This window comes from Bacillus sp. FJAT-27245 (assembly GCF_001273955.1).
Taxonomy (GTDB): Bacteria; Bacillota; Bacilli; order Bacillales; family Cytobacillaceae; genus Bacillus_D.
On sequence record NZ_LIGI01000001.1, the window covers coordinates 3,310,973 to 3,323,541 of the forward strand.

Below are 12,569 nucleotides of genomic sequence, written 5' to 3' on the forward strand. Positions count from 1 at the left end.
CCATTCTCATTTTATTATCATTCCAATCTTATAACAAATCAAATGTGTTAGCAACCCTTTAAACTTACTATCAGGATGCTTTCCGATTTTCACTGAACCAGGCAGTACTGAGAATTCACCTTTCGATTTATCAAGGCTATTGTCCCCTTGCCCGGACAGCTTCATGTATACACGATTTAACCATAGCTTAAAAAAAGCCGAAAAGCCAGTGAAACGGTCCCCTGGCTCTCCGGCTTTCTTCCTATTATATAGTGTGTCCTTCTCGTGGGCCTGCCCGTTTTGCCGGGTGTGCCCTACTTGGAGGATACGTTAAATTTTTTCCAAGAAGATTTGTTGCTGATTTTACCTGGAAGATTGTACGTTCATTTTTTTCCTAGCCTAGAAAACTTTCCGGTCGATGTCTGCAATCATCCGTTGGCTTTTCACATACTCCCTCTGGCGGCGCTGCTCTACTTCCATCCGGACTTCATGATTCAGCTTGTATTCCTCGTACCCTACTCCATGAGATCCATGCATGGCTTTCTCCATCTCGGATGTATACCTCATGTTAAGCTTTTCCACAAATAAAACGTCCTTTCATTTACCCATCACTTTTGGTTTTTGTAAAAATGGCCATAAGACTTGTGCTTTTGTATTTCTTCGACTTTAAGTGTATACCCTTGGCCAGGCTGAGAAAACAGTTTTTTTAACGGTAATGGGAGGAATGGATGGAAAAAGATTCCGGAAGGGATGGGGTGGCTTCTGCTTTTTAATGGATGGCCTTTATGCCGAGGGCGATTGCCGGTTGGGATGGGATTTTACGGATGGGACTTAACGAGAAGCAGCTCCGGAGCAAAATATTAATTGTAAAGGTTTGATTAACGGGGGTTAAAGACCGTTTGGTGCTTTCTTCTTGAGTGAAACGGTCTTGATGAAGAGACTCAAGACCGTTTGAGGCTTCCTTTACGAGTGAAACGGTCTTGATGAATGGTCTCAAGACCGTTTGAGGCTTTCTTTACGAGTGAAACGGTCTTGATGAAGAGCCTCAAGACCGTTTGAGGCTTCCTTTTCGAGTGAAACGGTCTTGATGAAGGGTCTCAAGACCGTTTGAGGCTTCTTTTACGAGTGAAACGGTCTTGATGAAGAGACTCAAGACCGTTTGAGGCTTCCTTTTCGAGTGAAACGGTCTTGATGAAGAGACTCAAGCTTTTAGACATGTGGCTCACCATGAACTTAACTCTTAGATCTACCGCTAAAACCTTTGAAGACAGTTTCAAACGAAAAACTCCTTCAAAAGTGTCTTCATAACCTCAATGAAGGCAGTTTCAAACGAAAAACTCCTTCAAAAGTGTTTTCATAACCTCAATGAAGACAGATTCAAACGAATAACTCCTTCAAAAGTGTCTTCATAACCTGAATGAAGGCAGTTTCAAACGAATAACTCCTTCAAAAGTGTCTTCATAACCTCAATGAAGGCAGTTTCAAACGAATAACTCCTCCAAAAGTGTCTTCATAACTTCGTAAAAAACTCTATCGGTACCGTTTTACCATGGCTTTTACATCAGTGGTTCATCTGGTTTAGCTCGTCGATAGCTTCCTGGACGAGGGTGACGCCTTGGCTCATGGCGGCGCCGCCTCCGAATGCCGCGGTGACGCCGACTGTTTCAAGAATTTCATCTTCAGACGCCCCCTGGTCAAGGCAGCCCTTCAGGTGATAGATGATGCAATATTCATCTTGGGCATGGAGGGACACACCGAGCGCGATCAGATGCTTGTCCTTCTGTGAAAGCGCACCTTCCTTAAAACATTCTTCTGTGAACGCGTTGTACAGCCGCGCTATTTCGGGCATTTTCTTCGTAAAGACGCCAAGGCCAGCCTTATATTCGTATAATGCTTCTTCAGTTGAATTTTGGGGCTCGTGAAAATGTTCCAATTCTCTCACTCCTAACGATTCGTTGTCCTCGTTAGTATGGAGAAATGGCTGGGGAAGTATGCGTTTTCCATAAGGCTTCAATCGAGGCAATAGAACAGAAAAAGCGGCCCCCTAAAAAGGGAACCGCCAAATTGCAAGTATCGCATTTTTCCTAAGGAAAGCCGGTCCGGCAGCCGATTATTCGGAAACCGGTACGACTGAGCCTTTGTACTTTTCGAGGATGAAGTCCTGGACTTCCTTGGAGCGTAAGACTTCCACGAGAGTTTTGATTTTATCGCTGTTTTCATCGCCTTTATTGACAGCGATGATGTTAACATATGGTGAATCGGATTCTTCGATTGCGATTGAATCCTCAATTGGGTTTAAGCCCGCATCCATTGCATAGTTCGAGTTGATAAGGACTGCGTCGCCTTCACCCTGGTTAAAGATTTGCGGAAGAAGCTTTGCTTCGTATTTTGCGTCGAATTTAAGGTTTTTAGGGTTGTCAACGATGTCTTCAACAGTCGCTGTAACTTTGTCCACACCATCTTTCAGCTTGATCAGCCCTTTGCTTTCAAGCATGGCAAGGATTCGGCCATGGTCAGGAACAGAGCTGCTCACAATGATATGCGCGCCTTTTGGCAGTTCGTCGAGGCTCTTATATTTCTTTGAATATACGCCGATTGGCTCAATGTGGATTCCGCCAGCGTTGGCAAAGTCATAGCCATTTTCCTTGATTTGCGACTCGAAGTAAGGAATGTGCTGGAAGTAGTTTGCATCCAGTTCCTTTGAGTCCAATGCTTTGTTAGGAAGAACGTAGTCCGTGAATGTTTTGATTTCAAGGTCGATGCCTTTTTCTTTTAAAATTGGCTTCGCCTCTTCAAGAATTTCAGCATGCGGCACATTTGTTGCGCCAACAACGAGTTTGTTGTCATCTTCCTTCTTGTCGCTTCCCGCTTTGTTGTTGTCATCGGAACTGCCGCAAGCAGCAAGTACGAGGACAAGGACGAATGTTAAAAGTGTTCCAAGCCATTTTTTCATGTTCTCTTCTCCTTTGTTGTAGGTAAATGATCAGCCGCATGGACTGAGGAATTTTATCTTTTATCCAATTTACGGGTAATTGTGTCCCCGATTAATTGAATGATGAAAACAATAACAAGGATAATGACTGTTGCCATAACCGTTACATCATTGCGGCCGCGGCCGAAGCCTTCCAGGTAAGCAAGGTTGCCAAGTCCGCCAGCCCCGATTGCACCAGCCATTGCCGTGTAGCTGACAAGGGCGATTGCTGTTACGGTAATCCCCGATACAAGCGCCGGCATCGATTCGGGCAATAAGACTTTCCAAATAATCGTCGACGTCGAGGCACCCATCGATTTCGCCGCCTCGATGACCCCTTTATCAATTTCTCGAAGCCCAATTTCAACCATCCTTGCGTAAAACGGCGCTGAACCGATAATCAGTGCCGGCAAGGCCGCATTTTCCCCAATCATCGATCCGACCACGAAAACGGTAAACGGAATGAGCAGGACGATTAGAATGATGAACGGAATTGAACGAAATACGTTGACGAAAGCGGCAATGATTTTATTGATAAAAGCATTTTCCCACAGATTGCCCTTACCCGTCAGGAATAGAAGCAATCCAAGGATAATGCCGAGCACAAAGGTAATCGCAACGGAAATGCTCGTCATGTAGAGAGTTTCAAGTGTTGCCGCCCACATATTTTCCCAGACGACATTAGGGAAATAGGTTTTAAGCATTCGCAATCACCTCCACGCCAACCTGTTGGGAGTTGATATACGCGAGCGCCTTTGCGAGTTCGCTTTCCGGCCCATCCAAATGAAGGAACAGTGTACCATAGGACCCGCTTTGTGTTTGCGATATTTTTCCCTGCAGAATATTAGCCGTTATATCAAACTTCCTAATTATGTTCGTAATAAGCGGCTGTTCGGTCGCCTCGCCGACAAATGTAAGCTGAATGACCTTCCCGGATGGCAATCGTTCAAGCAGATGCTCGACCGTATCTTTTGTTTCCTCCGGCTCGGTTACCTGCTGGACGAACCGCTTCGTTATCGGCTGCTGCGGATTTTTAAAGACATCCAGCACCGGACCGAGTTCGACAATCCTTCCGCTTTCCATCACGGCGACGCGGTGGCAGATTTTCCTGATAACATGCATTTCGTGGGTAATCAAAACAATCGTCAGGCCGAGCCGCTTGTTAATGTCGACCAAAAGGTCAAGAATCGAATCCGTCGTTTGCGGGTCGAGAGCGGATGTCGCTTCGTCGCAGAGCAGGACTTTCGGGTTGTTCGCAAGCGCCCTCGCAATTCCCACACGCTGCTTTTGCCCGCCGCTCAGCTGTGACGGGTAAGCATTTTCCCTGCCCTCAAGGCCGACTAGCTTGATAAGCTCATCGACACGCTTTTTTCGCTCCGGGCCCGAGATTCCGGCAATTTCTAGCGGAAACGCGATGTTTTCCCGGACCGTCCTGGACCAGAGAAGGTTGAAATGCTGGAAAATCATTGAGATTTCCTGGCGGGCCTTCCTCAGCTCGCTTCCCGAAATTTTTGAAATTTCACGCCCTGCAATCGTAATGGTTCCTTCAGTCGGGCTTTCAAGTCTGTTCAGCATCCGAATCAACGTACTTTTTCCGGCGCCGCTATAGCCGATTACCCCGAAGATTTCCCCTTCCTGTATGTCAAGATTGACATCATCAACTGCTGTCAGTGTACCTTGTTTTGAGGAAAAACTTTTTCTGACGTTTTTAATTGAAATCATTCCATCACCTTCTTTACATCCTTTTACCCATCATTCCAGGCAGCAATCATGCAATTGAACGCTCTCATCTATCGTTTGAATTCACCTATTGATTCATTCTGATAAAAATAAAAAGCCTCTCTGCAACTGGGCAGAAAGGCATATTAAACATTTATCCTTTCTCCCATCTCCCAAAGCGAACGCTTTGTGTGAATTGGCACCATTTCACAGAACTGGTCCTGTGACGGTTGCCGGGCTTCATCGGGCACATCCCTCCACCTCTCTTGATAAGAGCAACTAACTATTCAATTAATCACGATTGCTATCGTATCATGGCGAAAATATGGTGTCAATAAAGAAGCTTTAAAAAAACTCGGAAATTTCAGGCAGTAATTCGGAACGCTTCGGAACAGCTAAAATGGCTAAACCTTCCTAAAAAAACAAAAAACCCGCTCCATAAGAAGAGGGGAATTTCTCTTCTTATCTTTACAAGGGGCCACCCTGCTGGAATTGGCACCGTGCTTTCACCGGTTGCCGGGCATCATTGGGCCAGTCCCTCCGCCTCTCTTGATAAGTTTATTGAATTGTTTGAATCTTGCGCTAAGATTTAAAGAAAGTTTATCTTAAGACATCGTTTCCGTCAAGAGCGTTTTTTCAGGTTCAAATTCTTTTGCCAAAAGAAAGATCGACTCTAGCTTTAGCACAGCACGGAAAGACGCTTGGACTTCTATTGTCCGATGATTGAGCAGATCGCGCATTCTTGCCGTCCCGCAAAGCAGTTCGCCGATGGCTTCAGGGCTTCCTGTGATTTTCGCTAGCAAGGGTTTCCCTGGTACATCGCTAATTACAACCCCCGCCCTTCCGTCCGCGATCTCTACTAGAAAACCACCGATTTGGAAAAAAACCGTATGGCTGCTGCCAAGTAATGAATGTAAATGCGGCTTTTTATTAAAATTGGCACAGAACCGATTCATCTGCTCAATCATTGTAAATCCCCCCTGCTCATTTAATTCTTTCCGGGTAGGAGGAATCCTCCATGATTCGTTCGACAAGATTTGGATAGCTCGGCATCTTGGTGTGTTTTTTTCCAAAAAACGCCCTTCTGCTGAAGAAAAGGAACATTTCCGGGGAAATATGTCACATCCCGGCGGCTTTCGGAACCTTGGAAGCCTGGCCTTTCAAAACCTTCCTGCCGAATACGAGGTAGAAATAAACGGAGCTTATTAAGTAAAGGCTTGCGGTTATGGTGAAGACGTATGCGTAGCCCCAGTAATCTCCATATTTGACTACGATTCCGGTCGAAACCGGCCCCATGAACGCCCAGCCAAGATTGAAAACGGTCTGGTTGATTGAGTTTGCCAAGCCTTTCATCGAATCATCAACGCGCGACATGATGAGCGAACTTTGAATCGGGTTACCGGCATTCATAAGCGCCTGCCTGAACAGGAAGCCAATCGCCGCCAGCCACAAGTTTTCCGTGTAGGCGGTCAAGAGCAGGAATGGGAGCGATAGCAGCTGTAGGATAACGACAGCCCTGACCTCGCCGACGCGTTTGACGACCTTTGGCCCAATGATCATCGCAAAAGCGGTAGCCGCCTGGCCAAGTGAGATGATGAATCCGGTCGTTGATGTCGAAGCCGAGAACCTTCCCGCGAAATACAGGTTCAGGTAAGGGATGACGAGCCCCGCACCAAAGCCTATGAGCATTTGCGCGATTGCGAAAAGGGCAATGATTTTAAATCCGCTCCAGTTGAACGCGGCTTTTTTCTTGCCGGCTTCATCTGTTTGCGGTTTTTCCATACGATTGGCGGGAGTCCTGAATTTATAGGCAGGAATCGCTCCCCCTAAGTAAATAACCGCCCCAATTAATAGGGTAATCCTCAAGCTTTCAAGGTTTGTGAAAAAGAGGCCGAAAAAGTCGGTCAAAATCCCGCCAAGCATGTTCCCGATCACGCTTGCGGCAGTCATTAATGCGAAGTGGAGGGAAAACAGGTTGACCCGCTGGGATGGGTCGGAGTTTTCAGCGAGCCACGGAATGCCTGAAACCTGCAGGAATGCGCCCGATAGGCCCGCGGCAAATGCCAAATAGACGAGCATTGTTTCATCGGCCGCCAAAGCCCTTAGGATCAGCAAGGTTCCGGATACGAGAATGCCTGTGAAAATAACTCTTTTCCGCCCGAATTTGTCGCCAATGATTCCGGCGGGGACGAGGACGATCGCCGTCGCAAGCGATGCCATTGAAATAATTTGCCCGTTCACGGATTCCGAATAACCCAATTCACGGACATAAAAATTATAGATGACGATAAAAATGCCAATTCCAATCTGGGTAATGATATTGGCGGCCATGCTCAGTTTAATATTGTAGTTATAGGCGTTAAGCTGTTTGGCCCACCCTTTGTAAAATGCCATCTTGACCCGCCCTTTGCAGATGTTTGGACATAGCCCGAACGTTTATTCCATTCATGGAAGCGCATTTATTTCGCCTCCCTAAGTATCATAATCGGTTAGGAACATTTTGTAAACAAGGGAACATGCTGGGAGTAGCCTATTTTTTGAATTTTTGTCCAAATTTTGTGGCGATTGGCAGTGAAGGGAGGGCGGACGAGGAAATTAAGGGGATTTTTGCATAGAAAAAGCAGATGCAGCCTTGGCATCCGCTTATTGTAAAACTGTTTGTAGTTTTTCCAGCAGGTACGGTACAGATCGGAACGCGTAAACGGAATCGATGGCTCGCCCTTCCCTGATAAAAACGAGGCAAGGAACACTTTCAATCGCAAAAATCTCCGCGAATTCGGGAGCATAATTGAGATTGATTTTGCCAATTTCCACATGTGGGTTCATTGCAGCGACAACTTCAAGCATTTTTGAAGCTACCTGGCAGGTTCCGCACAAAGGCGTATAAAAATAGAGCAGCCCTGATTTCGCATTTTGCAAAAAGGCGGAAGCTTCTTCGCTTGTCCATTCCTTCATTGCGCGGTACGGCCCATCTCCAAATATTCGGCATGAACATCAATGTTGGCGCCCAGAAGCACCATGGCAAGGTGATGGTATGGCGCGGTGGCGACCTCTTTGTACATCTTGTCAATATAGAGATGCTCCGCCTCCGGGTATTCCCGGCGGAATTGCCGCCTTAGCTTTTCGCCCGCTTCGTCCGCGTCTGCGAGGATAAACACCTGTCTGTCCCCGAACGAATCGATCAGTTCATCCAGCCTGGAAATCGAAATCGTCCCGTTTGTGCAAATAACCTCCACATGATCCTTAATCATCGCGAGTACCTTCTTCTTATCCGATCTGCCTTCGACAATAATAATTTTATCCGCGTATTCTTCGCTCATTGAAATCACCTGCAGGAAAGTTGTTGGTAATAGATAGCTTATTCAATCGCGCGCTTTGTGTGTAGCCTCCCGCCCTTCTTCAACTATACCATGGCCATTTAAGAACATACAGAACTTTGCCCCCTGCGCTAAACCTTCAAGTCGTGTCTATCTATGTTGGCACCTTCTCTTGGTGTCTAAAATTGGTGCTTTTATTGGTGCCAGGCACCTTCGTTTAGCACCAGCCGCCGTCTTGGCAGTCGGTGTATTGGGCGTGTGGGTTTTGAGTGATGGTGATGTGCTGGAATATTCGTTGTTGGTCTACATCGAAGCGCTTGTCGAGTTCGAAGTCGGCTTCGCCTGTGAGTTTGATGCGGCCGATGGGCTCGTTTTCCAGGTATAGTTTTATTTCCCCATTTTTCAGTTTTCCAACCACCCTGTCGGTTATATCGAGTTTCTTTAAATCCAATGTCATGGGATACCACCCTTTTTGTTTTTCCATTATCATGCCCGGTGCGTGTGGAATGCATAGTTGGGAAAGTTAGGGCGTTGGCCAATTTTCACCAAAAAAAAGAAAAAACAAAAAGAAAAAAGGTATTTGGCACGGAAGGAGGAATTACAATTAAAGGCTGAATTGAGGAGGGACAGATATGAATGAACAGATACTGGTTTGTAAAAACTGTGGTGGAACGGCCTTTGTTGAAGCGACGGATTATGTGAACCTTCGTCCGCTTACTAAAAAGATGGCGTTGGGGTCGGAGAAAATCTATACGGTCTGTTTGGATTGCGGGGAGGTTGCCTCCATCAAAATTAGCCAGCCGAAAAATCTCCTAAAGTAAAAGGAGGCCGTCCCAATAAGGGAGGCCTCCTGTCGTATTATTCGTTGGTCATTTCGTCGTATTGCTCGGCGGTCATGAGGTTGTCGACTTCACCCATGTCGGAAGGCTCAACAACGATCATCCATGCTTTTTCGTATGGGGATTCGTTAACGAATTCCGGGCTGTCGGATAGGTCTTCGTTTACTTCGACTACTTTGCCGCTAATTGGAGCGTAAAGTTCGGAAACGGTTTTGACGGACTCGACGCTACCGAATGGCTCGTCCGCTGTTATTTCATCGCCAACTTCCGGAAGTTCCACGAATACGATGTCGCCAAGCTCGGATTGCGCGAAATGCGTGATGCCGATCCGCACTTTTTCCCCTTCAACCTTTACCCATTCATGCTCTTCTGAATACCGCAAATCTTTTGGTGTACTCATTGCAATCCCTCCAAATGTCCATTTTGTCTATTATCGATTTGGTAATCGATACTACCATGAATGCCGAGACCGGCAACAGGCATCTAAAGCCAAACTTCTTTGTATTCCTCTTCCTTGAAGCCGATGTTGACTTTTTCGCCATCGGTCAGGATTGGCCGTTTCAGGAGCATCCCGTCCGACGCAAGGATATCGAGCAGCTCATTTTCGGAGGCTGTCTTGACTTTGTCTTTCAAGCCAAGCTCACGGTATTTCTGGCCGCTCACGTTGAAAAATTTCTTCAGATCGAGTCCGCTTTTTTCATACAGGTCCTTTATCTCGTCCCTTGATGGCGGGTGCTCGACGATATGTACCGCTTCATAGGATTTCCCGTGCTCATCCAGCCACTTTTTGGCGTTTCTGCATGTCCCGCATTTCGGGTACCAATAAAACGTTAAAGCCAACTGCATCACCCCTAAAGATACTTCCCTTGAAATAGTATCATATCAGCGAAAAAAATCCTAATACCGTCCTTTGTCGATGAGGCGCAATTTACTTATTCGCCACCTTCCCGCAAATTCCTGCAAGCATTTTCATTTCGCCACCAAATTGCCACATTCTTTGTAGCGGTGATGACGCGAGGGACCGATTTTTGACTCAGTTTCGATTTCCCTGTGAGGCGGTGGATGGATCCCGTTTCAATTTTGATTTCTGCGTTATTATGGCCGCAGCGCCTAATTTTTGATTTTTATTCAGGCCGCCTGCCCTTAAAGCAGGCCGACGAGTTTCAACCCGTGGAGGATGCCGCCATCATTGACATGGAGTGTTTCATACCTGGCCGCCTCTTTTACTTCCGGCAAGGCATTCCCCATGGCAACGCTGTTCGGAACGTATGAAAGCATTTCAATGTCGTTCAAGCCATCGCCGAATGCATAGGCATTTTCCATGGACAGCCCCATGGCAGAGACGAGTTTTTCAATCCCTTTTGCTTTAGAACCGCCTGCTGGAATGACATCGACGGATAGCGGATGCCAACGGATAAAATCAAATTCGCTAAAAGTCTTTTCATAGCGAAGTTCCTCATCGTTCTGGCAGAAAAGAAGTGACTGGTAAATTTCCCGGTTCCGGAAATAATCAGGATCGTGTGACGGTTTTTTTGTAAGCTTGAGCGTACCCATGCTCTCGTCGATCCAGTTATGCTCCGGTACACTCATTTTCATATCAAATGCATCCATGTATATAAGCGGATGGTTGTTTTCTGCCGCTGTTAAGGTAATTTGTTCAAGTGCCTGCTTATCCAGCGGGTTGCGGTGAACCGGCTTGCCCCGGAGGACGACGTATTGCCCGTTAAAGGAAACATATGTATCAATGCCAAGTTCCTCACGAAGCTCTTCGTACATGAATGGCCCGCGCCCGGTCGCAATCGCAACCTCGTGGCCAAGTTCCTTCAGTTTGAATACAGCTTCCTTAGTCGATGCTGGGAGACGTTTGTCATCATCGAGCAAAGTCCCGTCAATGTCAAAGAAGATTATGCTTTTTTCCATGTCCAACACCTTTCTTTTTTAAAAAATTCCCGCACTCCTGCGTTCATTCTACCCATTGTACAGAAGTACGCATTAATTATCCACCAAGCCGACGCACCAGATTTCAATAGCCGGCAGGGCGGCTATGCTATATAATTTAGAAAAAAAGAAACCGGAGGATACCCATGCTTGAGAATGAGGGAGCAACAGCCGCCCAGCAAAAGAGAAAAGCCACGCTCACCCGGTTGGGCGTTTTCCTGATTATAGTATCGTGCATTTTCTATGCGGCAATCCTGCTCGTACCGCTTAGTTCGTTTTCAACCGGAACGAAGGTCGTGATTACCGGAGGCCTTGTGATTGCTGGAGAAGCTACCTTTTGGATTGGCGGCATTATCCTCGGCAAGGAAGCAGTCACACGCTACCGAAAGAACCTGAACCCGATGACTTGGTTTAAAAGTGGTGGACAAAAAAAGGATCAGTAAAAAACCATGGTGCATCCCTGCATAAAGTGAGGGGCGCCATGGTTTTTTCTTTGGTCGGGGTTCTGTTGGCGATGGGTACTTCGATGGTTTTTTGATTATATGCGGAGAGGCTGAATTCAGGGGGAGTGCATGTTTAGTGTCTCATAGCCGTTTTGGGTTTCTTAAATGAATGAAACGGCCTGCTGTGGCGTTTCAGGGACACTTTTCGTTCTTCCATGGATGAAACGGCCTTGATGCGGCGTTTCTGGGGCGTATAAGGAAAAGTCTTGCGGTGAAACAAACTTGGCGGTGCAATTAAAACTTGTCTTATTCTTTGGCTGAGGAAGCAGGCTTTTTAGACAAACCCATCAAGTTGTTTCCGGATAACCTTTGACCAGGCTAGGACCCGGTCGGCTGCTCCTTTTGGTTCCCCGGCGAGGTAAACCTCCGAAATTGCCATTGCCCACTCGCGGCTAATCGGGGCTGCCGCCACTTTCCTCTTTATTCTGACAGGGCCGTCCACGAGCGCGGATACCTTACGGCGAATCTCGTTCACAGTCAATTGATTGTCACACGCCTCGCGAAAAACGGCGCGCAGCCCTTCCCAGGCTTCCTCCGCAAAAGACGAGGGATGCTGGATATTGAAACACGCGACCGTCCAAAAATGACGTCCAAGCAAATCCGGGTCGAATTGCTCCCATGCGAGAATTTCTTCAAGCTGGCCTTGGCAATCAAGCCCATTTGCCTCCGGGGCGCCGCATTCCGGGCACCGGTTGGTGTAATTAATTCCCCTGTTCATCCCTCTCCGCCCCCTGTTAGTGTGGAAAATTCACACGGCTCTTCATCTTAAAGAAGTGGTTTATCACTAGAAACGCATAAATGGAAAATAAATACTAAACGCAGAATCCCTTTGAGGTTAAGTTACCACACAACGCAATAAAAGGAGGGATTTTACTTGTCCTCCCGTTTTTTTAATTGATTTAATTAATTGCCAGACTTTGAAAGGATGATCCATAAGAACGTAGGGCGGGTTGCATCCTTGAACTGAAGTTGGGCTTGGCCTCTTTTAGTGACCGAATGACGCATGCCCGCTGCTGTTCGGGCTCTAAGTTGTCCTTTAGTGACCGAACGACTGCCTGACCGCTGGTGTTCGGGCTCTAAGTCGTCCTTTAGTGACCGAAGCACTGCCTGCCCGCTGGTGTTCGGGCTCTAAGTCGTCCTTTAGTGACCGAAGCACTGCCCACCCGCTGCTGTTCGGGCTCTAAGTCTTCGATTAACGCCCAAAGGACTGGTTTCCTGCTGCCGTTCGGGCTCTAAGTCGTCTTTCGAGAGCGGTACTTTTGATTTGAGTTGGTTTTTCTTCTTAAATCTTTCGCAGAATCGG

16 protein-coding genes and 2 riboswitches are annotated in these 12,569 nt (G+C 47.0%); of the genes, 2 read left to right on the forward strand and 14 right to left on the reverse strand.

Annotated features, from left to right (window positions below; all coding sequences use genetic code 11):
- Positions 1-378: 378 nt before the first annotated feature.
- The 10 genes from ADU24_RS16310 to ADU24_RS16360 form a co-directional block, all read right to left on the reverse strand.
- On the reverse strand, positions 379-561 hold the full coding sequence (locus ADU24_RS16310; RefSeq protein WP_053367608.1) for a hypothetical protein: 183 nt from the start codon (positions 559-561) through the stop codon (positions 379-381).
- Between the two features lie 979 nt (positions 562-1,540).
- Positions 1,541-1,912, reverse strand: a complete 372-nt coding sequence (locus tag ADU24_RS16320; protein WP_053367610.1) for a carboxymuconolactone decarboxylase family protein — start codon at positions 1,910-1,912, stop codon at positions 1,541-1,543.
- A 177-nt stretch (positions 1,913-2,089) separates the two neighbouring features.
- Positions 2,090-2,932 (reverse strand): MetQ/NlpA family ABC transporter substrate-binding protein, encoded by an 843-nt coding sequence (locus ADU24_RS16325; RefSeq protein WP_053367611.1) that lies wholly within the window; start codon positions 2,930-2,932, stop codon positions 2,090-2,092.
- Positions 2,933-2,985: 53 nt separating this feature from the next.
- On the reverse strand, positions 2,986-3,654 hold the full coding sequence (locus ADU24_RS16330; protein ID WP_053367612.1) for a methionine ABC transporter permease: 669 nt from the start codon (positions 3,652-3,654) through the stop codon (positions 2,986-2,988).
- Positions 3,647-4,672, reverse strand: a complete 1,026-nt coding sequence (locus ADU24_RS16335; protein WP_053367613.1) for a methionine ABC transporter ATP-binding protein — start codon at positions 4,670-4,672, stop codon at positions 3,647-3,649. The genes ADU24_RS16330 and ADU24_RS16335 overlap by 8 nt, the downstream gene beginning before the upstream one ends.
- 160 nt (positions 4,673-4,832) lie before the next feature.
- Positions 4,833-4,945, reverse strand: a riboswitch (SAM riboswitch).
- Positions 4,946-5,128: 183 nt separating this feature from the next.
- A riboswitch (SAM riboswitch) is annotated at positions 5,129-5,228 on the reverse strand.
- Between the two features lie 46 nt (positions 5,229-5,274).
- Complete coding sequence (locus tag ADU24_RS16340) at positions 5,275-5,637, reverse strand: hypothetical protein (RefSeq protein WP_053367614.1); 363 nt, start codon at positions 5,635-5,637, stop codon at positions 5,275-5,277.
- Between the two features lie 151 nt (positions 5,638-5,788).
- A complete protein-coding gene (locus tag ADU24_RS16345; protein WP_053367615.1) occupies positions 5,789-7,063 on the reverse strand; it encodes an MFS transporter in 1,275 nt (424 codons plus the stop codon).
- 249 nt (positions 7,064-7,312) lie between these two features.
- Entirely contained in the window at positions 7,313-7,624 is a 312-nt protein-coding gene (locus tag ADU24_RS16350) for a thioredoxin family protein (protein ID WP_053367616.1), read from the reverse strand.
- On the reverse strand, positions 7,621-7,989 hold the full coding sequence (locus ADU24_RS16355) for a toprim domain-containing protein (protein ID WP_053367617.1): 369 nt from the start codon (positions 7,987-7,989) through the stop codon (positions 7,621-7,623). Before ADU24_RS16355 ends, ADU24_RS16350 begins: the two co-directional genes overlap by 4 nt.
- A 214-nt stretch (positions 7,990-8,203) precedes the next feature.
- On the reverse strand, positions 8,204-8,443 hold the full coding sequence (locus tag ADU24_RS16360) for a YusG family protein (RefSeq protein ID WP_053367618.1): 240 nt from the start codon (positions 8,441-8,443) through the stop codon (positions 8,204-8,206).
- A 175-nt stretch (positions 8,444-8,618) separates the two neighbouring features.
- On the opposite strand from ADU24_RS16360, the gene ADU24_RS16365 reads away from it, so the two are divergent.
- Positions 8,619-8,807, forward strand: coding sequence for a hypothetical protein (locus tag ADU24_RS16365; RefSeq protein WP_053367619.1), 189 nt, complete (start codon positions 8,619-8,621; stop codon positions 8,805-8,807).
- Positions 8,808-8,844: 37 nt separating this feature from the next.
- Here ADU24_RS16365 and gcvH read toward each other — a convergent pair whose 3' ends face one another.
- From gcvH to ADU24_RS16380, 3 genes are all read right to left on the reverse strand, one after another.
- On the reverse strand, positions 8,845-9,225 hold the full coding sequence (gcvH, locus tag ADU24_RS16370; RefSeq protein ID WP_053367620.1) for a glycine cleavage system protein GcvH: 381 nt from the start codon (positions 9,223-9,225) through the stop codon (positions 8,845-8,847).
- A gap of 83 nt (positions 9,226-9,308) precedes the next feature.
- Complete coding sequence (locus ADU24_RS16375) at positions 9,309-9,665, reverse strand: arsenate reductase family protein (protein ID WP_053367621.1); 357 nt, start codon at positions 9,663-9,665, stop codon at positions 9,309-9,311.
- 303 nt (positions 9,666-9,968) lie between these two features.
- Complete coding sequence (locus ADU24_RS16380; RefSeq protein ID WP_053367622.1) at positions 9,969-10,745, reverse strand: Cof-type HAD-IIB family hydrolase; 777 nt, start codon at positions 10,743-10,745, stop codon at positions 9,969-9,971.
- A 164-nt stretch (positions 10,746-10,909) separates the two neighbouring features.
- Here ADU24_RS16380 and ADU24_RS16385 point away from each other — a divergent pair, with 164 nt between their 5' ends.
- Complete coding sequence (locus ADU24_RS16385; RefSeq protein ID WP_053367623.1) at positions 10,910-11,206, forward strand: transporter suffix domain-containing protein; 297 nt, start codon at positions 10,910-10,912, stop codon at positions 11,204-11,206.
- A 334-nt stretch (positions 11,207-11,540) separates the two neighbouring features.
- On the opposite strand, the gene ADU24_RS16390 is transcribed toward ADU24_RS16385, so the two are convergent.
- Positions 11,541-11,984, reverse strand: a complete 444-nt coding sequence (locus ADU24_RS16390) for a DUF5946 family protein (RefSeq protein WP_053367624.1) — start codon at positions 11,982-11,984, stop codon at positions 11,541-11,543.
- Between the last annotated feature and the right edge of the window lie 585 nt (positions 11,985-12,569).

Coding starts and splice junctions, on each gene's coding strand:
- ADU24_RS16360 (WP_053367618.1), bottom strand. CDS start 8,443: ATGACATTGGATTTAAAGAAACTCGATATAACCGACAGGGTGGTTGGA.
- ADU24_RS16330 (WP_053367612.1), bottom strand. CDS start 3,654: ATGCTTAAAACCTATTTCCCTAATGTCGTCTGGGAAAATATGTGGGCG.
- gcvH (WP_053367620.1), bottom strand. CDS start 9,225: ATGAGTACACCAAAAGATTTGCGGTATTCAGAAGAGCATGAATGGGTA.
- ADU24_RS16335 (WP_053367613.1), bottom strand. CDS start 4,672: ATGATTTCAATTAAAAACGTCAGAAAAAGTTTTTCCTCAAAACAAGGT.
- ADU24_RS16385 (WP_053367623.1), top strand. CDS start 10,910: ATGCTTGAGAATGAGGGAGCAACAGCCGCCCAGCAAAAGAGAAAAGCC.
- ADU24_RS16390 (WP_053367624.1), bottom strand. CDS start 11,984: ATGAACAGGGGAATTAATTACACCAACCGGTGCCCGGAATGCGGCGCC.
- ADU24_RS16345 (WP_053367615.1), bottom strand. CDS start 7,063: ATGGCATTTTACAAAGGGTGGGCCAAACAGCTTAACGCCTATAACTAC.
- ADU24_RS16380 (WP_053367622.1), bottom strand. CDS start 10,745: ATGGAAAAAAGCATAATCTTCTTTGACATTGACGGGACTTTGCTCGAT.
- ADU24_RS16355 (WP_053367617.1), bottom strand. CDS start 7,989: ATGAGCGAAGAATACGCGGATAAAATTATTATTGTCGAAGGCAGATCG.
- ADU24_RS16365 (WP_053367619.1), top strand. CDS start 8,619: ATGAATGAACAGATACTGGTTTGTAAAAACTGTGGTGGAACGGCCTTT.
- ADU24_RS16340 (WP_053367614.1), bottom strand. CDS start 5,637: ATGATTGAGCAGATGAATCGGTTCTGTGCCAATTTTAATAAAAAGCCG.
- ADU24_RS16325 (WP_053367611.1), bottom strand. CDS start 2,932: ATGAAAAAATGGCTTGGAACACTTTTAACATTCGTCCTTGTCCTCGTA.
- ADU24_RS16350 (WP_053367616.1), bottom strand. CDS start 7,624: ATGAAGGAATGGACAAGCGAAGAAGCTTCCGCCTTTTTGCAAAATGCG.